The organism is Streptomyces dengpaensis, assembly GCF_002946835.1.
Classification (GTDB): domain Bacteria; phylum Actinomycetota; class Actinomycetes; order Streptomycetales; family Streptomycetaceae; genus Streptomyces; species Streptomyces dengpaensis.
In genome coordinates this window covers 885,002-909,073 of sequence record NZ_CP026652.1, presented here as the reverse complement: position 1 = coordinate 909,073, position 24,072 = coordinate 885,002, and the positions used below count along the sequence as shown (strand labels likewise).

At 68.3% G+C, this 24,072-nt stretch carries 18 protein-coding genes and 1 pseudogene; 6 read left to right on the top strand and 13 right to left on the bottom strand.

The features are described 5' to 3' along the window. Nucleotides 1–20 precede the first annotated feature (20 nt). From C4B68_RS04280 to C4B68_RS04270, 3 genes are all read right to left on the bottom strand, one after another. On the bottom strand, nt 21–1,106 hold the full coding sequence (locus tag C4B68_RS04280; protein ID WP_099506604.1) for a mechanosensitive ion channel family protein: 1,086 nt from the start codon (nt 1,104–1,106) through the stop codon (nt 21–23). A 419-nt stretch (nt 1,107–1,525) separates the two neighbouring features. Beyond that, nucleotides 1,526–2,290, bottom strand: coding sequence for a crotonase/enoyl-CoA hydratase family protein (locus tag C4B68_RS04275; RefSeq protein WP_099506603.1), 765 nt, complete (start codon nt 2,288–2,290; stop codon nt 1,526–1,528). 126 nt (nt 2,291–2,416) lie between these two features. Beyond that, nucleotides 2,417–3,376, bottom strand: coding sequence for a lysylphosphatidylglycerol synthase transmembrane domain-containing protein (locus tag C4B68_RS04270; RefSeq protein WP_099506602.1), 960 nt, complete (start codon nt 3,374–3,376; stop codon nt 2,417–2,419). 228 nt (nt 3,377–3,604) lie between these two features. On the opposite strand from C4B68_RS04270, the gene C4B68_RS04265 reads away from it, so the two are divergent. Next, nucleotides 3,605–5,524 carry an ABC transporter ATP-binding protein gene (locus C4B68_RS04265; protein ID WP_240634670.1) on the top strand — a complete coding sequence of 640 codons (1,920 nt, stop codon included), beginning with the start codon at nt 3,605–3,607 and terminating at the stop codon, nt 5,522–5,524. 496 nt (nt 5,525–6,020) lie between these two features. Here C4B68_RS04265 and C4B68_RS44605 read toward each other — a convergent pair. From C4B68_RS44605 to C4B68_RS04250, 3 genes and pseudogenes are all read right to left on the bottom strand, one after another. Next, a pseudogene (locus tag C4B68_RS44605) lies at nt 6,021–6,188 on the bottom strand (IS701 family transposase); the annotation flags it as partial. A 263-nt stretch (nt 6,189–6,451) separates the two neighbouring features. Then, nucleotides 6,452–7,732 (bottom strand): dihydrolipoamide acetyltransferase family protein, encoded by a 1,281-nt coding sequence (locus C4B68_RS04255; protein ID WP_099506600.1) that lies wholly within the window; start codon nt 7,730–7,732, stop codon nt 6,452–6,454. Further along, the gene (locus C4B68_RS04250; protein ID WP_099506599.1) at nt 7,725–9,914 is read right to left on the bottom strand and encodes an alpha-ketoacid dehydrogenase subunit alpha/beta; all 2,190 of its coding nucleotides are present in this window, start codon (nt 9,912–9,914) and stop codon (nt 7,725–7,727) included. Before C4B68_RS04250 ends, C4B68_RS04255 begins: the two co-directional genes overlap by 8 nt. Before the next feature lie 133 nt (nt 9,915–10,047). Here C4B68_RS04250 and C4B68_RS04245 point away from each other — a divergent pair, with 133 nt between their 5' ends. After that, complete coding sequence (locus tag C4B68_RS04245; RefSeq protein WP_099506598.1) at nt 10,048–10,560, top strand: VOC family protein; 513 nt, start codon at nt 10,048–10,050, stop codon at nt 10,558–10,560. Next, complete coding sequence (locus C4B68_RS04240; RefSeq protein WP_099506597.1) at nt 10,557–11,240, top strand: GntR family transcriptional regulator; 684 nt, start codon at nt 10,557–10,559, stop codon at nt 11,238–11,240. Before C4B68_RS04245 ends, C4B68_RS04240 begins: the two co-directional genes overlap by 4 nt. Nucleotides 11,241–11,380: 140 nt before the next feature. Here the strand turns inward: C4B68_RS04240 and C4B68_RS41690 are convergent, their stop codons facing one another. Further along, nucleotides 11,381–11,545 (bottom strand): hypothetical protein, encoded by a 165-nt coding sequence (locus C4B68_RS41690; protein WP_167459004.1) that lies wholly within the window; start codon nt 11,543–11,545, stop codon nt 11,381–11,383. 351 nt (nt 11,546–11,896) lie between these two features. Between C4B68_RS41690 and C4B68_RS04235 the strand changes: the two genes are divergently transcribed. Both C4B68_RS04235 and C4B68_RS04230 read left to right on the top strand, forming a co-directional pair. Then, nucleotides 11,897–13,273, top strand: coding sequence for an NADP-dependent succinic semialdehyde dehydrogenase (locus tag C4B68_RS04235; RefSeq protein ID WP_099506596.1), 1,377 nt, complete (start codon nt 11,897–11,899; stop codon nt 13,271–13,273). Nucleotides 13,274–13,980: 707 nt separating this feature from the next. Continuing rightward, a complete protein-coding gene (locus C4B68_RS04230; protein WP_099506595.1) occupies nt 13,981–15,276 on the top strand; it encodes an MFS transporter in 1,296 nt (431 codons plus the stop codon). Nucleotides 15,277–15,443: 167 nt separating this feature from the next. On the opposite strand, the gene ltrA is transcribed toward C4B68_RS04230, so the two are convergent. The 5 genes from ltrA to C4B68_RS04200 all read right to left on the bottom strand — a co-directional run bounded on the left by ltrA (nt 15,444) and on the right by C4B68_RS04200 (nt 22,823). Continuing rightward, entirely contained in the window at nt 15,444–16,877 is a 1,434-nt protein-coding gene (gene ltrA / locus C4B68_RS04225; RefSeq protein WP_099506821.1) for a group II intron reverse transcriptase/maturase, read from the bottom strand. A gap of 1,173 nt (nt 16,878–18,050) precedes the next feature. Continuing rightward, the gene (locus C4B68_RS04215) at nt 18,051–18,761 is read right to left on the bottom strand and encodes an enoyl-CoA hydratase/isomerase family protein (RefSeq protein WP_167459003.1); all 711 of its coding nucleotides are present in this window, start codon (nt 18,759–18,761) and stop codon (nt 18,051–18,053) included. Between the two features lie 123 nt (nt 18,762–18,884). After that, on the bottom strand, nt 18,885–20,312 hold the full coding sequence (gene pntB, locus C4B68_RS04210) for a Re/Si-specific NAD(P)(+) transhydrogenase subunit beta (protein WP_206337119.1): 1,428 nt from the start codon (nt 20,310–20,312) through the stop codon (nt 18,885–18,887). Between the two features lie 23 nt (nt 20,313–20,335). Then, nucleotides 20,336–21,895, bottom strand: coding sequence for a Re/Si-specific NAD(P)(+) transhydrogenase subunit alpha (locus C4B68_RS04205; RefSeq protein ID WP_099506824.1), 1,560 nt, complete (start codon nt 21,893–21,895; stop codon nt 20,336–20,338). A 118-nt stretch (nt 21,896–22,013) separates the two neighbouring features. Beyond that, entirely contained in the window at nt 22,014–22,823 is an 810-nt protein-coding gene (locus C4B68_RS04200) for an SDR family NAD(P)-dependent oxidoreductase (protein WP_104879954.1), read from the bottom strand. Nucleotides 22,824–23,017: 194 nt separating this feature from the next. On the opposite strand from C4B68_RS04200, the gene C4B68_RS04195 reads away from it, so the two are divergent. After that, nucleotides 23,018–23,782, top strand: a complete 765-nt coding sequence (locus C4B68_RS04195; protein ID WP_099501606.1) for an FAD synthetase family protein — start codon at nt 23,018–23,020, stop codon at nt 23,780–23,782. A gap of 25 nt (nt 23,783–23,807) precedes the next feature. Here the strand turns inward: C4B68_RS04195 and C4B68_RS44315 are convergent, their stop codons facing one another. Continuing rightward, complete coding sequence (locus tag C4B68_RS44315; RefSeq protein ID WP_338059731.1) at nt 23,808–24,029, bottom strand: VOC family protein; 222 nt, start codon at nt 24,027–24,029, stop codon at nt 23,808–23,810. Nucleotides 24,030–24,072: the final 43 nt, after the last annotated feature.

Genomic DNA, 24,072 nt, shown 5'->3' with positions numbered 1-24,072 from the left:
GTCCGGCGCACGGTCCGGTGCTACGTCTGGGTGGTGGCCTCGCGCTGGTGCGGGATGCCCGACTCCAGGAGCTCCGCACCGCCTGGCTGCAGTGCCACCGTCCGCGCGGGCGCCGGAATCCGGATGCCCTCGAGGCGGTAGCGCTTGTGCAGGAGCTTGATGAACTCGTGCTTGATCCGGTACTGGTCGCTGAACTCGCCCACGCCGAGGATCACGGTGAAGCCGATGCGGGAGTCGCCGAACGTGTGGAAGCGGATGGCGGGCTCGTGGTCCGGGACGGCGCCGGTGATGTCGTTCATCACCTCCGCGACCACCTCGGTCGTGGCCTGCTCGACGTGCTCCAGGTCACTGTCGTAGGCGACGCCCACCTGAACCAGGATGGTCAGCTGCTGCTCGGGCCGGTTGTAGTTGGTCATGTTGGTCCCCGCGAGCTGGCCGTTGGGGATGATGACCAGGTTGTTGGAGAGGTTGCGGATGGTGGTCTGCCGCCAGTTGATGTCGACGACGTAGCCCTCCTCGCCGCTGCTCAGCCTGATGTAGTCGCCGGGCTGGACGGTCTTCGAGGCGAGGATGTGGATGCCCGCGAAGAGGTTGGCGAGGGTGTCCTGGAGGGCGAGCGCGACGGCGAGACCCCCAACGCCCAGGGCGGTGAGCAGCGGGGCTATGGAAATGCCCAGCGTCTGCAGCACCACCAGGCAGCCGATCGCCAGGACCACGACCCGGGTGATGTTGACGAAGATCGTGGCCGACCCGGCGACCCCGGAGCGTGACTGTGTGACCGTGCGCACCAGACCGGCGACCATCCGGGCCGCCGCCACCGTCACCACGAGGATGAGCAGCACGGTCAGGGACTGGTTCACGTTGCGCTGGACCGTCTTCGTGAGGGGCAGCGCCGCCCCCGCGGTGGCCGCGCCGCCCACGATCGCCGCCCACGGGCCCACGGTCCGCAGGGCGGCCACGATGACCTCGTCGCCGCTCCAGCGGGTGCGGTCCGCGTGCTTGCCCAGCCAGCGCAGCAGTATGCGCAGCAGGAACGCCGCCAGAAGACCCGCGGCGACGGCGATTCCGGCGATCATCCAGTCGTCCAGGGTGAGTGAGCGCGTCATCGATGACCTCCCTGGTGACCGCGGAGAAGGCCCGTGGGCCGGATGTGCTGTGTCGTCACTTGCCACCTGCTCGAATTCGGGAATGCACGATCACGCCCGGACTGGTGTTCGCGAATCCGGGGCGACCGCTCATCCTGCCGCATTGGGCTGCGTGCCCGTCACCAGGCCTGCGCGGAAAGGCCATTGACGGCGGCAGGGGAGACCTTCCTCGCCCGGAACCTGTCGACGGGCGAACCAGTCATGGGCGCGCTTGTGCGGCAGGACCGTCGGACGAAGAGCGTATACGTCGAACTTGCCCCGTACGCCGAAGAGTTGAGGCAAGCGGCTTACCCCTGTGTTGCCGCGCCCGAGATGGCCTGGATGTGTCGCGTCACCCCCGTGGATGGGCGCGGTCGATCCCGCCGGGGGACCGGACCGCGTCACAGTCCGCTGAACGAACCGTGCCTCCCGGCTCCCGACGCGAAGCGGGCGGCACCTTCCAGGCTCTCCGCCAACACGCCCATGCCGTAACGGAGTTCGGTGCGCATCGCCGTCTGCTCGACCAGGCCCTCCTGGTCGAGGACGGAGGCACGGTCGCTGCGGAGGCAGGACTGCGGGAAGTCGGCGATGGCGGCGGCGAGTTGCTCCGCCTCCGCGCGGGCGCGGCCGGTCGGGACGAGGCGGTTGGCGAGGCCCATCTCGTACGCCTCGGGGGCGGTGACCGGGCGGCCGGTGAGGATCATGTCCATCGCACGGCTGGTGCCGATGAGGCGGGGGAGCCGTACGGTGCCGCCGTCGATCAGCGGCACGCCCCAGCGGCGGCAGAAGACGCCGAAGACGGCGTCCTCCTCGGCGACCCGCAGATCGCACCAGAGCGCCAGCTCCAGGCCCCCGGCCACGGCGTGTCCCGCGACCGCCGCGATCACCGGCTTGGACAGCAGCATCCGGGTGGGGCCCATCGGCCCGTCGCCGTCCTCGGTGACCTGGTTGCCGCGTTCGGTGCCGATCGCCTTCAGGTCCGCGCCCGCGCAGAACGTGCCGCCCTCGCCCCACAGCACCGCGACCCTGGCCCCTTCATCGGTCTCGAACTCCCGGAAGGCGTCGGCGAGTTCGGCGGCGGTCGGTCCGTCCACCGCGTTGCGGGCCTCGGGGCGCGAGAGGACGACCGTGGTGACGTAACCCTCACGTTCGATACGGACCGGCATGGTGCTGTCCCCTTCTCCCGACCTTCTCCCGACCGGCGTGCTCACCGCGCGCCGAAGTTACCCCTCGGTATCACGACTGCCGGTGGAATGCACGGCCCACGCCGGGAAGGGGCCCGGGGGTTCGGCTCAGATCACCTTCCAGCGGACCAGCGCCCCGAGCGTCAGCGCCCCCGGGAGCAACGGCAGCCACACCGTGATGATCCGGTACGCCAGCACCACCGCCGTCACCAAGGCCACCGGACCGCCCGCCGCGACGAGCGTCACGATGAGCGCGGCCTCCACGGAGCCGAGGCCGCCAGGCGTGGGGACCAGGGCCACGGCGACCGTGGCCGCGAGATACGCGACCACCATGTGCGCCGGCGGCACCGGCAGGTCCAGCGCCAGCCCCACGGCGACCAGTCCGGCCGCCTGCAGGGTCGGGAAGGCGAGCGAACCGCCCCACAGAGCGAGCGCGCGGGAAGGCCGCGTGTGCACGGAGCGGGCCTCGCCGAGCGCGGTGCGCAGGAAGGAGAGCACCGCTGCGCGCAGCTTCCGTACGAGTACGAGGGAGCTCAGCGCGACGCACGCCAGTGCAGCGAGCGTCAGCAGCAAGGGCCCGACGGCGCCCTGCGGAATGAGCGTGCCGATCCGCAGCGCGTTCGGGAAGACGATCAGCAGGGTGAGCAGCAGGCCCACGCGCGCGACCGACTCCGCGAGGAGGTACAGCGCGACCGCCGCCGACGAGCGGGCCAGCGGGACGCCGCACACCGCCATGAAGCGCAGATTGACCGCGCTGGCGCCCAGGCCGGTGGGCAGGAGGTGGTTGGCCGCGCCCGCGGCGAACTGCGTGACGAGCAACCGGAGCGCGGGCAGCCGCTCGACGAGTGCTCCCTGCCGCGTGACCGCCGCGGCGACCCAGGTCAGGCAAGTCGCGGCGCCGGCGGCCAGCAGCCACGGCCAGTGCGCCGTCGCCAGATGCCCGAACCCCTCGGCGAGTACGGACCAGTGGCGCCCGGCGACCACCAGCACCAGTGCGAGCGGGAGCAGACAGAGGATCTGCCGAACGGGGAGGCGTCCGGCAAACCGTTGGGGGAATCGAGCGACCATCACATCGGGAGAGGCTTTCCACACCAGGTCAACGTGAGGTTGCCGGGACGGGGACGGCGGCTGACACGCCGGAGGCGGGGACGGCGGCTGACGCGCTGGGCACGCCGGGGACGGGGACGGGGACGGCGGCTGACGCGCCGGGCCCGTCATCGGGTCCTTCCAGGGGGTGCCGTTCACGCGAGTGTTGACCTCGATATTGCTTGAGGTCATACCGTCTGTCTCATGAGCATGGAGACCACAGCCTGGACCCAGCTGCACAGCGTCATGAACGCGCAGCAGGAGCGCCGACCCTTCGCCCGCGCGACGCTGCGCCGCATCGCCGCCTTCGCCCGCCCGCACCGCCGCCGTATCGCCCAGTTCGTCGTGCTCAGCGTGGTGACCGCGCTGCTCGCTGTCGCGACGCCGGTGCTCGCGGGGAGCGTCGTGGACGCCATCGTGTCCGGCGGCGACGAGGGCACCGTCATCCGCCTTGCCGTGCTCATCGCCGTCATAGCGCTCGCCGAGGCGGCGCTCGGGCTCGTCGGCCGTCGGCTTTCGTCGACGCTCGGCGAGGGACTGATCCTCGATCTGCGGACGGCTGTGTTCGATCATGTGCAGCGCATGCCGGTCGCGTTCTTCACACGTACCCGTACGGGAGCGCTCGTCAGTCGTCTCAACAACGACGTCATCGGCGCCCAACGCGCCTTCAGCAACACCCTCTCCGGCGTCGTCAGCAACCTTGTGACGCTGGTGCTCACCCTCGCCGTCATGCTCACCCTGTCCTGGCAGATCACCCTGCTCGCACTGGTCCTGCTGCCGGTGTTCGTGGTGCCCGCACGCCGGATGGGCAGCCGGATGGCCAGACTCCAGCGGGAGGCCGCGAACCTCAACGCCGCCATGGGCACCCGGATGACCGAGCGGTTCTCCGCGCCCGGCGCCACCCTCGTCAAGCTCTTCGGGCGGCCCGAGGACGAGTCCGCCGAGTTCGCGGCGCGCGCCCGGCGGGTGCGGGACATCGGGGTGCGTACGGCGATGGCGCAGTCCGCGTTCATCACCGCCCTGACGCTGGTGTCGGCGCTGGCCCTCGCCCTCGTGTACGGGCTCGGCGGCTGGTTCGCGCTGCGCGGCACCCTGGAGCCCGGCGCGGTCGTCGCGCTGGCCCTGCTGCTGACCCGTCTGTACGCGCCGCTCACCTCGCTCGCCGGGGCGCGCGTCGAGGTCATGAGCGCCCTGGTCAGCTTCGAGCGCGTCTTCGAGGTGCTCGACCTGAAGCCCCTCATCGAGGACAAGCCGGAAGCACGGAAGGTGCCCGAGGGACCGGCGTCCGTGGAATTCGACGCCGTCCGCTTCGCCTACCCCTCCGCCGACAAGGTCTCCCTCGCCTCGCTGGAGGAGGTCGCCGCCCTGGACACGCGCGGCGGCTCCGACGTCCTGCACGGCGTCTCCTTCCGCGCCGAACCCGGCCAGACCGTCGCGCTCGTCGGCTCCTCCGGCGCCGGCAAGTCGACCATCGCGCAACTGCTGCCGCGGCTGTACGACACCGACGAGGGCGCCGTCCGCATCGGCGGCGTCGACGTCCGCGACCTGAGCGCCGAGTCGCTGCGCGCGACCCTGGGCATGGTCACCCAGGACGGGCACCTGTTCCACGACTCGGTACGGGCGAACCTGCTGCTCGCCCGCCCGTCCGCGACCGAGGACGAGCTGTGGGACGTCCTGCGCCGCGCCCGTCTCGAAGACCTCGTACGCTCCCTGCCCGACGGCCTCGACACCGTGGTCGGCGAGCGCGGCTACCGGCTCTCCGGCGGCGAGCGCCAGCGCATGACCATCGCCCGGCTGCTGCTCGCCCGCCAGCGCGTCGTCATTCTCGACGAGGCCACCGCCCACCTCGACAACACCTCGGAGGCGGCCGTCCAGGAGGCGCTCACCGAGGCGCTGGACGGCAGGACCGCCGTGGTGATCGCGCACCGGCTGTCGACCGTGCGGGCCGCGGACGTGATCCTCGTCGTCGAGGCAGGGCGGATCGTGGAACGCGGGACGCACGACGAACTGCTCGTCGCCGAGGGGCGGTACGCGGAGCTGTACCGGACGCAGTTCACGAACGGCCGGGACGGCGCGCCGGAGATCGCGGTGTCCGAGGATGCGATGGCAGCCGAGGAAGCGGTGGCATAGGCACGGGCCCGGCGCCCGCCGTACTTCGGCGGGCGCCGGCGCGTACCCGTCCTTGCCGTGCGAGGTCGTGAGTACCAACTGCACGGTGACCGGCTTCCGCTGTCGAGCCTCCAGGGCGTTGGCCGGAGGCTCCGGGTTCCGCCACGGCAACGTGCACGGGGTGGGAGGAAAGCGCCGGAAGTGGCCATGAGCCCGGGTCGCGAGGTTCGGGGACAGGGGTACCTCGCGTGTCTTGCCGCCCTTGGGGAGGCAGAAGTACGGCCGCCCCTTGATGTCCCACCTGAGCCGGCGCCGGACGCAACACGCGCCGCAGGCCCAGCGCGGCCGGCGGGCTGCCGCCCGAAGAGTGCGAACGGATCATCAGCGAAACACGCGCCAGCCACCACCAGGAGGGCCTGGCCGCATAAGGAAGGTCTCTACGTTTCCAGGGGATCGACAGTGCAGCCCCCTTTTCCCGAGACCGGACGGTCATCGCTGCCAGGAAGGTGTGCGCCAACTCGGCGACGGCCGGCAGCCGCACTGCCGCCCACTGGTAGACACGCGGCCCCTTCGCACCCTCGCCGCACGAGATGCGTTCGCACGCCTGGGCCGGAGCCTGCGCGAACAGCTCCTCGATGCGGGGACAGCCCACAGCGAACTGGGACTTGGGCACGGCGAGCACGTATACGGTGCTCGCCGCGGGTCAAGGGCGCCCTGGCGGGCGTCGCTGCGCGATGGGCTCCGCCCACCCTGGACCCGCCCGGCTCGCGCCCGCCGGTAAACGCGGGCTGTCTGGGCGGACCCACCTCTTCGACGAGGGCAACGCTGAACCCCCAGTTCCGCACCGCGCAGTGCGGCCGCACAGCCGCCTGATCCACCGCCGAGGATCACGAGGTCGAGCGTGGTCTCGTCATGGTGCGTTCTCCTTCGCTTCGCGGTCGCCGGTACTCACAGCAGGATCCGGAGCGGGTGCTCGAGCACGTCCACGAACGCCTTCATCCACTCGGCCGCAGTGGCGCCGTCCACCGACCGGTGATCGACGGCGAGGGTCAGACGCAGAACAGACGCGATGTTGACCGCGCCCTCTTCGACGACTGCCTCCTGCCGCACCGCACCGACGGCCAGGATCGCGGCCTGTGGCGGGTTGATGATCGCTGCGAAGTCCTCGGTGCCGTACATGCCGAGGTTCGTGATCGTGATCGTGCCGCCTTCCAGTTCGTCCTGCCGGAGCCGGCGCTCCTTCGCGCGGGCGATCAGGTCCTTCGTCCCCGTGGCAACGCCGCTCATCGACAGGGAGTCCACGCCGCGGATCACTGGGGTGACCAAACCACCGTCGGTGGCGACGGCTACGGCGATGTCGACGTCCGAGAAGTGCCGGATCGAGGTGTCGTTCCACTGCACGTTCATCGCGGGAACGCCCACGTGCGCGGACGCGATCGCCTTGACGAGCAGGTCGTTGATCGACACCTTCACGCCCTGGCCGGCGTTGATCTGTTGCCGCAGCTCAAGCAATGCGTCGACGCGTGCGCTGGCGCGTAGATAGAAGTGCGGCGTGTTCTGCTTGCTCTCCGTCAGCCGGCGGGCGATGGCCGCCCGCATCCGCGTGTTGGGCACGTCCACCCATCGGGGATCGACCGCCGAAGTGCCGATGCTCTGGCTCTCCGCCCCGGCCTTTGCCGGCAATGTTTCCTCCGGCTCCGCCGACCTGGCGACAGCTGCTTCGATGTCGGACCGCCGGATTCGTCCGTGCGGGCCGCTCCCTACCACAGCGTTCAGATCGACTCCGAGCTCGCGCGCGAGACGTCGCGCCAGCGGGCTGGCGAAGATGCGCTCGCTGTTGTCTCGCGCCGCCTCGGTGGGGGCAGGAGCAACCGTGCCTGCCGGCGTCCCCGGCTCTTCCGCCGCCGGCGCCGAGGCGTTGGAAGCCGTCACCGGCGCTTCTCCGGTACCCAGCGAAGCCACCAGGGCATCCACCGCGGACGCCGCTTCGCCCGGTGCCCCCCAGACTGCGATCGGTGTGCCCACCGCGACTGTTGTGCCTGCTTCCACCAGGAGGCGCAGTAGCACGCCGTCGCTCTCGGCTTCCACGTCGACCGCGGCTTTCTCGGTCTCCACCGTCACGATCGGGTGTCCGGCCGCATAAGGGGTGTTCAAGCCGACGTTCCAGGATTCCAGGATCGCCTCTGTGGTGTTGGCGGCGACCTCGGGCATACGCAGAAGCTCAGCCATTGTTCTGCTCCTGCGAGATCTCGCGGAGCTTGGCGACGACTTCCTCCGTGGAAGCGAACGCGGCACGCTCCAGTACCTTGCTGATGCTCGGCGACGCCTCGCCACCCGTCACGCGCTCGATCGGGGCGTCGAGCCAGTCGAACAGCCGGCGTTGGATCTCGTCCGCGAGCCAGCCGCCGTAGGAGGTGCCGATGGCGCCCTGCTCGGCGATGAGCACGTTGTTGGTCTTCTTCACCGACTGCGTGATCGTGTCCCAGTCCAGACTGGCCCGGTCCAGCCAGCGCAGGTCGATGACCTCGGCGTCCACTCCCGTCTGTTCGACGGCCTCCAGAACGGCCGGCGTCATCGCCAGGTAGGTGATGATGGTCAGGGCCGCGCCCTCACGGCGTACGGCGGCCTTGCCGACCGGCAGGTAGTGGTCGTAGTTCTCCGGCAGTCCGGGACCGGTCGAGTTGTACAGGTCCACGTGCTCAAGGACCACGACCGGGTCGTCGCAGGCCAAGGCCGTGTTCATCAGGCCGACGTAGTCGAACGGCGTCGACGGGGCGACGATGCGCCAGCCCGCCGCCGTCGCGAAGATGCCGGCCGGGTCCATCGAGTGCTGTGATCCGTAGCCGGTACCGGTGGCGACCTTGCTGCGCAGGACGAACGGCACCTTGCCCTCGCCGCCGAACATGTGGCGGGCCTTGCCGATCTGGTTGAACAGCTGGTCGGCCGCGACCCACATGAAGTCGGCGTACATGAACTCGACGATCGGGCGGAACCGGCCGTCCAGAGCCAGTCCGCCGCCGAGGCCGGCGAACGCGTTCTCCGAAATCGGGGTCCCGATCACGCGGTCGGGGAACTCCTCACTCAGGCCGCGGGTGGCGCCATTGGTGCCGCCGTTGAGCCGGTGCACGTCCTCCCCCATCACCACGACACGAGGATCGGTCTCCAGGCGGCGCCCCATCACACCGGCGACGGCGCCGATGAACTTGACATCGGTCAAGCCATCAGCGAAGTCCTCGGCGTCGGTGAACTCGATCTGGGCCAGCTCCGACAGGTCGCCCCGGACGCCTTCGTCGACGAACGCCGGGTCGGGCCACTCCGAGGGCCGGATGCGTCGCTCACCCGGCTTGCCGCCCGGCCGCGGTTCCAGCAGGACGTCGCCGAGTTCGGACATCAGATCCTTGGCGCGCTTGATCGTCTCCGCAACCGCCCTCTTGCTGAGGATTCTGCGTCGCACCAGGTGTCCCACCATGGTGTCGATCGGGTCGCGAGCGCGCCACTGCGCTTCCTCTTCCTTGGTGCGATACCGGAACGCCGAGCCGGGAAAGGGACCGTTCTGGTGGAAGTAGCGGTACACATCGGCTTCGATCATCGTCGGACCGTCGCCGCTGCGCATGTGCGCGAGGGCCTGCTGCGTCACGAGGTACACGGCCAGCGGATCCATGCCGTCGACCTTCCAGCTCCGGATGCCGAAGCCCGGGCCGCGGCCGGACAGCCGTGCCTCGGCGGTGACTTCGGACACGTGGGTGGAGACGGCGTACAGGTTGTTCTCGACGAAGAAGCACAAGGGCAGCGACCACGCCGCCGCGAGATTGAGGCTCTCCAGCGTGGATCCGATGTTGATCGCGCCGTCGCCGAAGAACGTGAAGGTCACCGCGTCAGTGCCGGCCTTCTTGTGGGCCCACGCGGATCCGGCCGCGAGCGGTACCCCGCCACCGACGATCGCGTTGGTCCCGATGGCGCCGGCCTCGTGCCACTGGAGGTGCATGCTGCCGCCTCGACCGTGGCTGAAGCCCCGGTCCAGTCCGCAGATTTCGCGCAGGCTGCGCAGGAGCGCGGCCCGCACATCCTCGGGCAACGGCTTCGTCGGATCTATGCCTTTCGGATGCAGATGGGCGAGCACCTTGGCGAGGAACTGGTGATGGCCACGATGCGACCCGTTCACCGTGTCCTCCGACGCAAGGGCGAAGCACGCACCGACCGCGCCGCCCTCCTGGCCGATGCTGGAGTGCGCGGGGCCGTGGATGAGCCCGTCCGCGGCAAGCTCCAGGACGTACTCCTCGAAGGTCCGGATCAGCACCAGCTGGCTGAACATGCCCGTCAGGAGGTCCGGAGCCGCGGCGTCCCAGTCGTCCTGGGTGACGACGAACTCCGACCACGCGGCCTTCGCTTCGAGTGTGTGTTCCGCAGGCATCGGGAGCCCCCTTCAATCGACCGGAGTGCACCGACCCTGCCACACAGTTGGATCCAATTGCAAGACTGTGCTCGACTTCTGCCGCCTCTGACGTCATCATGGGAAGCACTTTTGGATCCAAAGGAGGAAAACCATGGCTCTACCTGGCCTCATGCGCCTGGATCACATCGGATTCACGGTGCCGGACCTGGACCAGGCGCATGCGTGGCTCGTGGACGTCCTGGGTTGTGAGTACCTGTACTCGCTCGGCCCGTTCAGCTCGGCAGGCGACTGGATGTCGGAGCACCTGAACGTGGACGCACGCACAGTCATGCGTCAACTGCGCTTCTACCGGTGTGGCGAGCAGGCCGTGTTCGAGGTCTTCGAGTACCAAGCCGATGTGCAGCAGACGGTTGTCCCGCGCAACAGTGACGTCGGCGGCCACCATGTCGCGCTGTACGTCGAAGATCTGGACGACGCCGTGGCGTACCTGAGGGCGAGGGACGTACCCGTGCTGGGCGACCCGACCGTCAGCGCCGGACCGTCAGAGGGGCAGCGATGGGTCTACTTCCTCTCACCGTGGGGAATGCACTTCGAGCTCGTGTCCTATCCTGCTGGCAAGGCCTTCGACCGTGACCCGTCAAAGTTCAGAGGTGACCGCTCTTGACTCCTGAGCACGCTCGCGATCCGCGCGGGTCGGACAGTGTCAGGAGTCAGCGCATCGCCGGCATCCTTCGCGACGAGATCCTCGCCGGCGATCTGCCCCCCGGCACCTGGTTGCGCCAGGATGAACTCGCGGCGCGCCTCGGCACGAGCCGGATCCCGGTCCGCGAAGCGCTACGGATCCTGGAATCCGACGGCCTCACCGAGTCGTTCCCCAACCGAGGGTCCCGGGTTCCCGTGCTCAGCCTCGAGGACGTGAACACGTACTACCGGATGCGCGAGCGACTCGAGCCGCTGACTCTGACCGAGAGTCTCCCCCATCTCACCGATCAGCAGCTCGCCCACTTGGAGCACATCCAGGACGAGATCGAGAACCAGAACGACGTCAATCGGTTCCTTCTTCTGGACCGCGACTTCCACATGATGACCTACGCGGGTTGCCCCAGCGACCACCTGCTGGCCATGACGGAGCGGCTCTGGAACTCCACCCAGCACTATCGCCGTGCGTTCATGGTGCTCGCGGACCCTGACCGGGCCCCGATCGTCAACGCCGAACACCGGCTGATCCTCGACGCCGTGCGGCGCCGTGATCCTGAAGACGGTGAGCGGTACCTCACGGGGCACATCCGCCGCACCAGGGTCGAACTCATGGCTCACCCCGAACTCTTCGTCGAACAGCGGTGACGGAGTCTGTACGGTCTTCCGGTGTAACTCCCGATCAAGGAAGCAGCACCTGACGAGCGGCGTGGATGTCCGAGTGGCAGAACCGGCCCCTGGACCCGGTCTACCCGGTGATATCGCTCAGGCCCCGATATGGGTCGCCGTCATGGACCGGATGTTGGAAAAGTCGAAGCCAGGATTGCACCGCACTCCGACATGTCCAGCTGCACCTTGAGCCGGGCGAGCCGTTCGCCCCGAAGGCGCGCGAAGTCGATCTGCTCCTCCGCATCGACTGCGCTACTGCCTGTTGTGGCCGTGCTGTTGATCACGGCGACCTCCTGGCGCTCATCGCGAAGCGACACGCGATAGCGCCGGCACGGAACACCCACCCTGCGGTTCGGCGCCGACCAACTGTCCGAGCACCGTCTCCTGACCGAGGCCATGCGCGGGCGACAGCCGGATACCGCGGTGGCCGTCCCTGCCCTACGCATTCGACGCACGCAGCTGGCTCTCTCAACGCATCGCGAACTGTTCTCAGATGGGCACGCGCGGCAAGAATGTATCCAACTAGATGCGAGCGGAGGGCATCTGCGTCGTATCCCCTGGCGCACCATTCCTGCGAAGCCTACGATGGATCCAATCAAGCCTCATTGAATGCCCCACACCACGAGGAGAGCGCCGTGCCCATCGCTACTGTCAACCCCGCTACCGGTGAGCTCATCGAAGAGTTCGCTTCCCTCACGAAGGAACAGGTCAATCAGCGGCTGACGCGAGCAGAGGCCGCGGCCGCGATGCTGCGGGCAACCGACTTCGACACTCGCGCCCGGTGGATGCGGGCAGCCGCAGACCTGGTCGAGGCCGAGGCAGCCCACACGGCGCGAAGGCTCACGATCGAGATGGGCAAGCCGATCGCGCAGGCCCGCGGAGAGGTCCTCAAGTGCGCGCACGCGATGCGGTTCTACGCCGACAACGCCGAAAGCCTGTTGGCCGACCAGCCGCTCGCTGACCCGAGCACGGTCGGAGCTTCGGCTGCCTACACCTCCTACGAGCCTCTGGGCGTCGTTCTTGCCGTGATGCCGTGGAACTATCCGATGTGGCAGGTGATCCGCTTCGCTGCGCCTGCGCTGATGGCCGGCAACGTCGGCCTGCTCAAGCACGCCTCGAACGTGCCGCAGTCCGCGATGTACCTCGACACGCTCTTCGAACGAGCGGGCTTCCCCGTCGGGTCGTTCCAGACGCTCCTCATCGGGGCAGCCGACGTCGAAGCAGTCCTCCGCGACCGGCGCGTCGCCGCCGCGACGCTGACCGGTTCGGAGCCGGCCGGCCGGTCGGTCGCCGCTGTCGCCGGCTCCGAGGTGAAGAAGGTCGTGCTGGAGCTGGGTGGGTCCGACCCGTTCATCGTGCTGCCTTCCGCCGATGTCGGCGCGGCCGCCCGCACCGCCGTGACCGCTCGTACGATCAACAACGGTCAGTCCTGCATCGCGGCCAAGCGGTTCATCGTCCACACGGAGGTGTACGACGAGTTCGTCGAGGCCTTTGTCGCGGGCACGAAGGCGCTGACCGTCGGCGACCCGCTCGACGAGGAGACCGAGATCGGGCCGATCGCCACGGAGTCCGGCTGGCGCGAGCTCGTCGACCTGGTCGGCGACGCCGTCGCGAAGGGTGCCCTCCTGCGGTGCGGTGGGTCGGCGGTCGGAACTGAGGGGTGGTTCTTCGAGCCGGCCGTGCTGGAGGAGGTCACCACCGAGATGCGGGTGTACCGGGAGGAGGCCTTCGGTCCGCTGGCAGTGGTCCACCGGGTCGACGACGTCGAGCAGGCCTTGAAGCTCGCCAACGACACGACCTTCGGCCTGAGCTCGTCCGTGTGGACCACCGACCCGGACGAGGAGCGGTTCCTGATCAGCCGTCTCGCGGCCGGTGCCGTCTTCGTCAACGGTATGACTGTCTCCTACCCCCAGCTGCCCTTCGGCGGCATCAAGGACTCCGGTATCGGCCGCGAACTCGCCGCGGAAGGCATCCGGGAGTTCTGCAACCTCAAGACGGTCTGGAAGAGCTGACGGGAACCGTCGGTTTTTCCTCGGACTGGGCGCGAGGGGCCCTGGCATCGCCTGCCGGCTCCTCGCACACGGTCACGACGTCATCGGCCTGGAACCTCCCCGCGCCGCTCGCTGAGCCGGCCGCCGAGGTGTGAGGAGCTGCCTCGCCGGGGGAGACGCTCGCCACGCCGGTGTCCTTCGCGGTGCTCGCCGACCACATCGCCACCGACTCGATCCTCACCGATGAGCAGGTGGAGCATCTTGCGGCTTGCTCCCTCGGGCGCCCGGCCGGCTCGTACGGCAGTGTCGACGCGGAAGCAGGATGCCGCCGAGCACACGGGGAACCAACAGCCGCACCGTCTGCCGCTTCTCAGTGGTACTCGCCAGTTCCGGACCGGCTGGCCGGCCCCTGGAGCTCTCCCGCCAGAAACCCGCACAGCGGGCGGAGGTGTGACGACTCGTCACACAACTGCGGCGGTGAGCGGCCCTCCTGATCTCGAGTGGACCTCGACATCACGGGCGCCCGCGGGGGACCGGCGGCAGCCGAGGCCGCCCCGAAACTCCGAGCCATGCGTGCCGACGGTGACCTCGACATGTACCGGGCCCCGTTTCAACAGGAGCGCAGCCGCAACCGGGCCCGATGCCGCAAGACCCCCGGCTCGCCCTCCGATCACAACAGAACCCCCATGGGATCCGCAGCCGTTCGAGAACGACCTCAGGAGAACCCTATGACCGAAGCACCGCCCTCGGCCGTGCCGACGACCACCGCGTCCCCGGAACCGACCTTTCCGCGGTGGTACCGCTCCATCCCGCGCGAGCACCGGCCCGCGTTCTGGGCCGGGTCCGCCGGGTGGGGCCTGGACGCCTTCGACTTCATGACGCTGCCGCTGGCCCTCGGGTCCATCGCTGCGGCGTTCGCGCTGACCTCCACCGAGTCGGGCTTGATCGTGACCGTCACCGTGCTGGCCTCGGCGGTGGGCGGGGCCCTGGCGGGCCTGCTCGCGGACCGGGTGGGGCGGGTGCGGGTCCTGATGATCACCATCGCGACCTTCGCGGTCTTCACCGCGCTGTCCGGCCTGTCCCAGAACTACGGTCAGATGCTGCTGTTCAAGGGGCTCCAGGGCCTCGGGTTCGGTGGTGAGTTCGCGGCCGGCGCGGTCCTGATCGCCGAGATCGCCCCCGCCCGGCACCGCGGCCGGATCATGGGATTCGTCGCCAGCTCCTACGCGGTCGGCTGGGCCCTGGCCGTAATCGCCTACTCCGTCATCTTCAGCCATGCAGGCCCCGACGCCTGGCGCTACCTGTTCATGCTCGGCATCCTCCCCGCCTTCGCGCTGCTCTTCATACGGCGCAACGTCAAAGACTCGGACGCCTCGAAGGAGAATCGCCGCCGGGCCAAGGAGGAGACCGCCACGTCGATGTGGAGCGGACTCGTCGCGCTGTTCCGCCGTGACCTGCGGCGTACCACGCTGCTGACCCTGCTGGTCGGGATCGGGGCACAAGGCGGGTACTTCGCCATCTTCACCTGGCTGCCGTCCTACCTGCACAAGGAGCGCGGACTGACGATCGTCGGCACCAGCGGCTACCTCTCGGTCATCATCGTCGGCTGCTTCCTCGGCTACGCCAGTGGTGGGTTCCTGCACGACTGGATCGGCCGCCGGAAGACGTACATCCTCTTCGCGGCCGGCGGTGTGGTGTGCGTGGTCGCCTACACCTGGATCCCCGAGGGGGCCAACAGCCTGCTGCTGGTGCTGGGCGTGCCGCTGGGGATGGCGGCGTGCGGATTGCTGGCCGGTTCGGGCGTGTTCTTCAGCGAGTTGTTTCCCAGCCGGGTGCGCGGCGTCGGCGTCGGCGTCGCCCACAACTTCGGCCGGGGAGTTGCCGCATTCTTCCCCGTCCTCGTCGGCGTGCTCTCCTCGGTCTTCGGACTGAAGGCGGCCATGGGTATCGGAGCCCTGGGGTACATCCTGGTGATCGTCGGCGTGCTGGCGCTCCCGGAAACCCGGGGCCGGCAGATCGCGTAGATCCGGTGGCCGTCTGTGCGACATCCCACGAGAAACTGTGAAGTCGGCCCGGGGCGCGGTTCCGGTCTTCCGACCGGCCCGTTTCCCCGGACCGCTTCCCGCACCCGGCGTGCCCGTTTCCGGGCACCGGGCGCTCCACAAGCCCTGTCATGGGCATCCGGGGGTCCTCATCCCGTGACTGGCCAGGGAGTTGGGATCTTCGTTCCCCGGTATCGGTAGCGCGTCGTGCCTACCTTCGCCGGGTTGAACAGTGATCGCTCCTCCGAGGCCGGCCACCACACGCCGCCCTTGTAATAGCGGTGGCGCAGGTCCTTCCAGCTGGACCGGCGGTGTTTGCGGCGCAACCATCGGCCGACCTGTTGCCATGTGTAGAAGCTCAGGTAGCCGAAGGCGGCGCTGGACACGCCGGGGCGGAAGTAGACGCACCAGCCCTTGAGCGCCGGATTGAGCTGGCGCAACAGAGCATCGAGCGGCTGGCTCGTGTCCATCTGTCGGCAGAGGGTCCTGACCTTGCCCGTCACGGCCTGCACGGCCTTGCGTGCGGGATAGGTGTAGACGTACTGCTTGGACGTACCTCGCTTGCGGTGGCGCTGGATACGCCAGCCGAGGAAGTCGAGGCCCCCGTCGATGTGGGTGATCAGAGTCTTCTCCGGTGACAGGCGCAGGCCCATCGGAGAGAGGACTCCAGCGATCTCCTCGCGCAGGGCTTCAGCGTCGGCTTTGGTGCCTGAAACGACCAGACACCAGTCGTCCGCGTACCGGATAAGCCGGTAGTTGGGCAGACCTTTGCGACGACGCTTGGCCCGCTCACTCGCACTGACACCTGGACCTCCCGGGGCCTGGGCGATGTGCTCGTCTAGGACCGAGAGAGCCACGTTGCTCATGAGCGGCGAGAGGATCGAACCCTGCGGGGTTCCGGCGCGGGTCTCTCGCAGCACGCGGTCCTCACCGAGGATGCCCGCTTTGAGGAACGCCTTCACCAGTGCCAGGACGCGCTTGTCCCCGACTCGTCTGCGTACCCGGTCCATCAGGGCCGGGTGCGAGATTTCGTCGAAGCAGGCTTTGATGTCGCCCTCAACGATCCACTCATACGAGCGGGACGCCATGTGACGCACCTCGGCCACAGCGTCGTGAGCACGACGGTTCGGGCGGAACCCGTAGGAACACGGTAGGGACTCCGCCTCGAAAATCGGCTCCAGCACCAGCTTCAAGGATGCCTGGACCACCCGGTCGGTCACGGTGGCGATCCCCAGACGACGCAACCTGCCGCCTGTCTTGGGGATCATCCGTTCCCGCACCGGCAGCGGCTGGAAACTACGGTCCTTGACCTGCGACCGCAGCCCGTCGAGGAAGTCCTCGACGCCCTGTCCGGCCTCGACGGAACGGGCGGTGCGCCCGTCCACCCCGGCCGTGCGCGCACCCTTGTTGCCCCGCACCCGATCCCACGCCACCAGAAGGAAGGCGGGATCGGCGACGAGATTGAAGAGGTCATCGAACCTGCGATGAGGGTCATCACGGGCCCAACAGTGCAGCTTGGTCTGGATCTTCAGTACCTTGCGCTCCGCCTGATACTCGGCGTGCTCAAGCTCGTCGGTGTTCACCGGCGACAACCTCCTGACATTCCAGTAACTTCGTCTGCTGGCTTGCTGGCCCCCTTGGCCCTGCGACCGGTTCTCCCGGTCTCCTTGTTGGGTCGTTACTCCCACGACTACTACGGGGCCTCCGCCCCATCCGACAGCCCTCAGTCGACAACGGACCTGCCCGCCGCCGGACTGGCTGTCCAGAGGGAAGGGCGACTGCGGATGGTTCCCACGTTCACCACGAAATCGATCAAGGAGGGAGGTGCCCACCTATACCCCGGCAGCCTCGCCATGCCTACGCCGCAGGCTTTCGGCATGGCCTCCCCACCAGACCCGCGATCCGGCTTCGGAGTTGAACATCACCCAAACGAGTGACGGTCACGCGCTGCATCTCGACCCGTATCCGTCAGGTTTGAGTCGAGTGCGACAGTTACAGGGCTTCGGACAGTGGTTCCTCGCGTACACCTTCTCCTCGCTGCTAGCCGGACCCGGGTCATCTGACAGTGCCGACCCGTCCCGTACGTTGTCGGGGCTGCTCTCACCGTTGCGCGCGTTTCCGCACTTCGACTGCCCCCAGCTTCACCGGTCAGCTGCGACTGACCGGCGGTGAGGTCCTTTCACCCTCACTCGATTTCATGGCGCCTCGTGGCGCACCACGGGGTGTCGCACAGACGTCTCCTGCATCTCTGCCGTCCGGAAGGAAGCGATGGCCGCAGTCGTCCAGTTCGGCGAGACACTCGGCCGGAGGCACTGCTCCAGCGCCTCCATCGAGAACGGACCAGGGAGCTCGCGCAGTTCGCGTACGACCGCCGGCGCCTACCCGGGGCTCCGCACCTTCAGCCCGACCGCGGATCGATCGGACCGGGTGAGAACGCTTCGGCGATTCTGAAGTCACGTCACAACGTCGAAGAGCACGCCGAGGAGGAAGAGCATCCTGGCCACGGGGACAACGACTCCGCCGGGTACAGCCCTGCGTCGAGGACGGTGAGCTCGGCGACCTCACCGTCCTCGACGCGCTCGGCGGAGGTGACCAGCACGGCGTCTCCGAGCCGCAGGTGGCTGTCGCCTGTTGAGATCGTCCTGGACGAGGACGATGCTGGTGCCGAGTTGGATATGGGCCGCACGACCAGGTCGCGGTGGTCAGGCGTACCGCAAGGACCAGCGCACGTCACCCCCGACAACACTCCGAAGAGTTCAGTGGTCGAAAAGCTCGATGAAACGTGGCAGCGACGCGTCGAACGCGTCGTCGTATGACATCGATGCGAACTCGTAGAGGGAGCGACGGCCAGGGGCACCTGCGCCGGCCGCCCTCAGTGCCTTATCGAGCCACTCCCGGGCGACCACAGCTGCTCGGCCGGCCTCGACCACGGCCTGCACGAGACCGACTTCGCGGGCCCTCTCGGCGGTGAACGGCTCGCCGGAACCTATGTTCTCCATCGCCAGGCGCGGCCCGAGCCGATGAATGATGGGCACTTGCGCGATCATCGGCCATATCCCGGCGCTGGCCTCCACCGTGCCGATTCGCGCACTGTCCACTGCGACGGCGAAGTCGCAGGCCGCGACGAACGAGGCGCCACTGGCGAGCGCGTCGCCGTTGACGGCAGCCGCGACAGGCAAACCCAGACGAGGGAAAATCCGGAGGGTCTCGATCAATGCCTTGCCGAACAGAGCTGGGTCTGCACCCGCTTTGATGGGAGCGATGTCGAGACCGCCACAGAAGGTCTCACCTGCGCCGGTGAGCAGGACGGCGCGGATGTCCGGGTTGTCGTCACACTCCTGCAGCCGGGCGCGGATGTCGTTGAGCATGCCTGGGTTCAGCAGGTTCCGCTCGCCATTGTGAATGGTCAAGACGCTGATGGCACCGACCACTTCTTGCTCTATGCCGCCGCTCCAGGCACTGTCCACGCTATTCATCATCTGAGTCCTCTCGCTTCGTTGCGGTCTGTTTGCCGAAGACGGCGCGTCCGATTCCTGGCATGTCGGCCTTGCTGCGTCGCGATGCGTCGCTACTGCGTCCTCGCCCAGGCCTCAGAGGACTCGGAGGATGCCTTCGACGCGGTCCTTGGCGTCGCCGAAGAGCATGGAGGAGTTGTCGCGGTAGAAGAGCGGGTTCTGGACGCCGGCATACCCGGAGGCCATGGAGCGTTTGAAGACGACGACGTTCTCGGCGTTCCAGACCTGAAGGACGGGCATGCCGGCGATGGGCGAGCTTGGGTCCTCGGTGGCGGCGGGGTTGACGGTGTCGTTGGCGCCGATGACGAGGACGACGGCGGTGTCGTCGAAGTCGTCGTTGATCTCGTCCATCTCCAGCACGATGTCGTAGGGGACCTTGGCCTCGGCGAGCAGGACGTTCATGTGGCCCGGCAGCCGGCCCGCGACAGGGTGGATGCCGAAGCGCACGTCGACGCCTCGGTCCCTGAGTTTGCGGGTCAGCTCGGCGACGCCGTGCTGGGCCTGTGCCACGGCCATGCCGTAGCCGGGGGTGATGATCACCGAGTCGGCCGACCCGAGGAGCTCGGCGACGCCCTCGGCGGTGATCTCGCGGTGCTCGCCGTAGTCCTTGTCGTCGGCCGGGCCGGCCTCGATGCCGAACCCGCCGGCGATCACGGAGATGAAGGACCGGTTCATCGCCTTGCACATGACGGAGGACAGGTAGGCACCCGAGGAGCCGACCAGGGCGCCGGTGATGATCAGCAGGTCGTTCTCGAGCAGGAACCCCGACGCCGCGGCCGCCCAGCCGGAGTAGGAGTTCAGCATCGAGACCACGACCGGCATGTCACCGCCGCCGATCGAGGCGACCAGGTGCCAACCCAGGGCCAGCGCGACGATCGTGACCGCGACCAGCAGCCACAGCGCCGGGTCGATCACGAACCACGTGGTCAGCACCGCGAAGGCGGCCAGGGCACCGAGGTTGAGGTAGTTCTTGCCGGGCAGCATCAGCGGGGACGACTTGATCCGGGCCGAGAGCTTGAGGAACGCCACGATCGAGCCGGTGAAGGTGACCGCGCCGATGAAGACGCCGATGAACACCTCGGCGGAATGGATCCCGAGCAGCTCCTGAGCCTCCAGCACCTTGGCCTCGACACTGACCGGGCCGTCCAGGCTGGCCTCGACGTGCAGGTAGCCGTTCCAGCCCACCAGCACCGCGGCCAGACCCACGAAGGAGTGCAGCAAGGCGATCAGCTCGGGCATCCCGGTCATCTCCACCACCCGCGCCCGCCACAGCCCTATCGCGGCACCGACCGCCATGGCGCCGATCATCAGCGCCAGACCGACTCCGGAGATGTGATGGTGGATCGCCAGCGCAATCGTCGCGGCCAGGGCCACCGCCATACCGCCGATGCCGAAGGTCTTGCCGGCCTTGGCGGTCTCGTGACGGGACAGTCCGGCCAGTGCCAGGATGAAGAGCAGGGCCGCGACGATGTAGGCAGCCGCCGCGGCGGTCTCGACAGTCATCAGATCAGACATGACAGGGCCCTTCAGCTTCTCGAGAACATGGAGAGCATCCGGCGGGTCACCGCGAAGCCACCGAAGATGTTGACCGAGGCCAGCAGGATCGCGATCGTCGACAGCACCGTGACCACCGCGCCGTTCGGGGTGTCACCGTGCCCGATCTGCAGCAGGGCGCCGACCACGATGATGCCTGAGATCGCGTTGGTCACACTCATCAGAGGCGTGTGCAGGGCGTGGTGCACTTGCCCGATCACGTAGTAGCCGATCACGATCGCCAGCGCGAACACCGTCAGGTGTCCCAGCAGTGCCGACGGGGACAGGGCCGCGAGCAGGAACAACACCGTGGCGCCGACCCCGACCACTGTGAACCGCCGCTGGGTCGACACCGGTGGCTTGGTCTGGGGGCCGGCCGGCTTCACCTCAGCGGGTGCGGAGGCGGGAGCGGCTGCTGGAGCGGCGGACACCTGGACCGGCGGTGGCGGCCAGGTCAACTCGCCGTCGCGCACCACGGTCATCGACCGCTGCACCACGTCGTCGAAGTCCAGAACCAGCCGGCCGTCCTTGTCCGGGGTCATCAGCTTGATCAGGTTGACCAGGTTGGTGCCGTACAGCTGGGACGCCTGCGCGGGCAACCGACCGGGCAGGTCGGTGTAGCCGATGATCGTCACACCGTTGGCCGTGACCACCGCCTCGTCCTTGACCATGCCCTCGACGTTGCCGCCGCTCGCGGCGGCCATGTCCACGATCACGCTGCCCGACCTCATCAGCGCCACCATCTCCGCGGTGATCAGCGTCGGCGCCTGCCGGCCCGGGATCTGTGCCGTCGTGATCACGATGTCCATCTCCGTGATCCGGTCTCTGTACAGCTCGGCCGCGCGGGAGTTGTAGTCCGTCGACATCTCCTTGGCGTAGCCCGTGGCGGACACCTCCACCTCGCCGGCGTCCCCGGTATCGACCGAGAGGTACTCGCCGCCCAGCGACCTGACCTGATCGGCCACTTCCGGACGCGGGTCGGTGGCGTACACGATGGCACCCAGGCTTCCCGCCGCACCGATCGCGGCCAGACCCGCCACCCCCGCACCACAGACCAGCACCTTGGCCGGCGGCACCTTGCCCGCAGCCGTCACCTGACCGGTGAAGAACCGGCCGAAGACATGAGCGGCCTCCACCACCGCCCGGTAACCCGCGATGTTCGCCATCGACGACAGCACGTCCAATGACTGCGCCCGCGAGATACGCGGCACCGCATCCATCGCCAACGCCGTGATCGGCCGCTTCGCCAGGTCCTCCATCAGCGCAGGGTTCAGCGCCGGGCTCATGATGCCCATGACCGTCGTACCCGGCTTCAACCCGTCCAACTGCAGCGACGAGAGGGCATTCACCCCGAGCACGACGTCCGCCGCGAGCGGGTCACCGACCCGCGCACCGGCCTCGACATACGCCTCGTCCGGGAAGCTTGACAACGCACCAGCACCCGGCTCCACCACGACGTCGTACCCCAGCTTCACCAGCTGGACCACCGTGGCAGGAGTCGCGGCAACGCGCGTCTCGCCACGGCGGGCTTCGCTCACGATTCCGATCAGCATTCCCAACACTCCAGGGTGTCGATGTTGCAGAGCACTCGGCGGATACTCACGTACACAAACCGGAGCGCCATCCAAGGCGAGTGCGGACCTTGGATGGCGCTTGCCTGGGGGCCTGAGATCAGGCGACGGGCTTCGACAGCCCGCCGTCGACGCGCAGCACCTGACCGGTCACGTAGGAGGCGTCGTCGGACGCCAGGAACGCCGCCGCGGCGCCGATTTCGGCGGTCTCGGCCCAGCGGTCCAGGCGAATGCCAAGCCCCTTGGCCATGCCGGCCCGAACCTCTTCGGCGCTCTTGCCCTGCTGCTTGGCCATGGCCTCGGTCTTGGTGAGCCAGCCCTCGGTCTTCGTCATTCCGGGGGAGATCGCGTTGACCCGGATGTTGCTGGGAGCCGCCTCGGACGCCAGGTAGCTCGTGAGCGCGACCACGCCCGCATTCACGATGGCCGTAGGACCGGTGTTGGGAATCAGCGCGTGCGCAGTCGCGCCGACAACATTGACGATGTTGCCGCTGCCAGTCCGGCTCAAGAACGGGAGAGCGGCCTGCGAGACGCGAATGAACCCGATCAGCTTCGTGTCGAAGGCCGACGCGATGTTCTCCTCGTCGACCTTGTCCAGGGTGGTCGGCGCGAGCTGCGGCCCTGCGTTGTTGACGAGGATGTCAAGGCTGCCCTGCCACGCGTGGACCTCTGCCAGCGCGCTGTTGACGGAATCCGCGTCGGTGACGTCCGCGACGACGGGGAGCACGCCCTCCGCGTCGGATCCGGCGGTGAGACGACCGGCCGCAGCCTTGACGGCCGCCTCGTCCCTGGCTGCGATCGCCACCTTGGCGCCACGCTCGAGCAGCGCCTGTGCGATGGCGAAGCCCAGGCCTCGACTACCACCGGTCACGAAAGCCGTGCGGCCCTCCAAGTTCCAACCTGCAGCCATGTTCGGTTCCTCCAGTCAGCGGTTCGTACCTACTGCCGAGAGTGGATCTGAATCGCCGAGGCCAGTGCAAGCGTGGTTAACGCAGGGTTCACACGTGGACTGCCGGGCCGCCTCGCGCCTTGCCAACGGCTAACGGTGCGCGGTTCATACTGGCCTGCGCTCAGGCTGCTCTGAGGGTGAAGGAGGGATGGGCGATGGAGGTCCTCAGTCTCGAGGCACCCCACGGGAGACGGGGCGCGGGTGGTCGCCGCCTCCCCGGTGGAGCCCGCTCGCGCGCCAAAGTCGCGATCGGGACCTTCGACGGTGTTCACCTCGGTCACCGTCAGGTCCTCAACGGGTGCGACACAGTGCTCACTTTCGACCCTCACCCGATGCAGGTGCTCGAGCCGCGCCGGGTGCCGGGCCTGCTGAGCGATCGCCGGTACAAGCTCCACAAGCTTGCGGCCTTGGGGATCCGGCGGGTGGCTATCGTCGCGTTCGACCACGCCTGGTCGCGAGTCTCGGCTGAGGACTTCGTCGAAGCCGTCGTGATCGACCGCCTCGGCGCGGAGTTCGTCAGTGTCGGCCAGGGCTTTCGATTCGGCGCCCGGGGCGCCGGGACGACAGCGACTTTCGATCAGTATCCCGAGCTGAGCACCCGGGTCGTCCCGCTCGTCACGCGGGGCCCGACCGGTGAGCCGATCTCATCGACGCGCATTCGCCGGCTGATCGCCGACGGAGACATCGAATGGGCCGCCGACCTGCTGGGAGCCTCCTTCACCCTTCCGGCATTCGTTGGCGATGAGGGCCGGTTACTGATCCCGTCCACGTTCGCGCGCCCCGCACCCGGGTTCTATCTCGGTCACGTCGACGGTCACCCTTGCGGGCTCCGCGTGTGCCAGGACCACACGGTCGCAGTCACGGGCACAGCGCTGACCGGCACCTTTGTCGAGGTGACGTTCGTGAAGCGAGCCTCGTAGGCCGAGCCGGCGTTCCACTTCTCCCTCAGGCGTCCGGGTTCCGCGGATCCCACAGACGCCTGGACGTGTGCCGTTCATAGCCCTTCCCACCCGGGTAACTGACGAGTTCCAGCTGGAGCCCCCAGGGAGCCAAGAAGGAGCCCCAGGTCCGACCAGCGCTTGGTCCTGTCGTACGCACCGTTGGCTCACCCATGATCTGGACGCCGTGCGCGATGAGGTGAGCCAGGGCGGCCTCGAAGTCGTCCACGTACGTCGACGAAAAGCCGGGTCGCGGCGTCGAGATCGGGCAC

Coding starts and splice junctions, on each gene's coding strand:
- C4B68_RS04280 (WP_099506604.1), bottom strand. CDS start 1,106: ATGACGCGCTCACTCACCCTGGACGACTGGATGATCGCCGGAATCGCC.
- C4B68_RS04275 (WP_099506603.1), bottom strand. CDS start 2,290: ATGCCGGTCCGTATCGAACGTGAGGGTTACGTCACCACGGTCGTCCTC.
- C4B68_RS04270 (WP_099506602.1), bottom strand. CDS start 3,376: ATGGTCGCTCGATTCCCCCAACGGTTTGCCGGACGCCTCCCCGTTCGG.
- C4B68_RS04265 (WP_240634670.1), top strand. CDS start 3,605: ATGGAGACCACAGCCTGGACCCAGCTGCACAGCGTCATGAACGCGCAG.
- C4B68_RS04255 (WP_099506600.1), bottom strand. CDS start 7,732: ATGGCTGAGCTTCTGCGTATGCCCGAGGTCGCCGCCAACACCACAGAG.
- C4B68_RS04250 (WP_099506599.1), bottom strand. CDS start 9,914: ATGCCTGCGGAACACACACTCGAAGCGAAGGCCGCGTGGTCGGAGTTC.
- C4B68_RS04245 (WP_099506598.1), top strand. CDS start 10,048: ATGGCTCTACCTGGCCTCATGCGCCTGGATCACATCGGATTCACGGTG.
- C4B68_RS04230 (WP_099506595.1), top strand. CDS start 13,981: ATGACCGAAGCACCGCCCTCGGCCGTGCCGACGACCACCGCGTCCCCG.
- pntB (WP_206337119.1), bottom strand. CDS start 20,312: ATGACTGTCGAGACCGCCGCGGCGGCTGCCTACATCGTCGCGGCCCTG.
- C4B68_RS04205 (WP_099506824.1), bottom strand. CDS start 21,895: ATGCTGATCGGAATCGTGAGCGAAGCCCGCCGTGGCGAGACGCGCGTT.
- C4B68_RS04200 (WP_104879954.1), bottom strand. CDS start 22,823: ATGGCTGCAGGTTGGAACTTGGAGGGCCGCACGGCTTTCGTGACCGGT.
- C4B68_RS04195 (WP_099501606.1), top strand. CDS start 23,018: ATGGAGGTCCTCAGTCTCGAGGCACCCCACGGGAGACGGGGCGCGGGT.